The sequence below is a fragment of the Candidatus Termitispirillum reticulitermitis genome (genome assembly GCF_054655775.1).
In genome coordinates this window covers 1-663 of record NZ_BAAIHG010000210.1, presented here as the reverse complement: position 1 = coordinate 663, position 663 = coordinate 1, and the positions used below count along the sequence as shown (strand labels likewise).

Annotated in this window: 1 protein-coding gene; it reads right to left on the bottom strand. The window is 47.4% G+C overall.

All coding sequences use genetic code 11. The features are described 5' to 3' along the window. The coding region (locus AC1MDJ_RS08335) for a YbaK/EbsC family protein (protein ID WP_479690448.1) at window positions 1-663 on the bottom strand (663 nt) is incomplete at both ends.

Sequence of the window (663 nt, the reverse complement as noted above, 5' to 3'; positions counted from 1 at the left end):
CGCTTTCATACTGGCTGAATATTTCGTGCCTAGTTTGAATATGTGCCCTACTTCTATACCGCGCATAATCTTATAATGCCCCTTACCGCACTTGGGACAAACGTCTCCCTCTGTAGCGTTCCTGAAATCGCCATAAGCAATAGGTTTGTAATCTCTACCCGCACATGCTCCTGTGTAGTGGTAGTCGCGCTTATTAGCCCCCACCACTGCAGAATAGACATTTTCAATCATATAGTCTGCATAGATTGGCAAATCTAGCCCCACAGGACCAGAAAAACCCACAGGCGAATCTGTAGCTGCCAATATCTCGTCAGGCGTTGCCATTTCAACCGATGATGCGCCCAAGTAGTTCTTTAATTTGATTAAATTTGCCTCGTGGTCGCCACGCACAAGCACTGCAACAAAAGGCTTATCAGCGGGAACATCCTTTGCGCCAGCCACGCGCACGATTAACGTCTTGACTAGTCGGCTAGCATCTACCTTTAAGAACGCCATTACCTCTTCAACTGTGTGCTTATTAGGAGTGTGCACCACTTTTAGTTCGTCAGTAGGCGTTAACTCGGCACTACTGGCAGAATTTGCCGTAAGTGCCTTCTCCATATTAGCCGCATAGCCACAACTATCATTATCGCAAGATATGACTGCATCCTCGCCACTATCCGC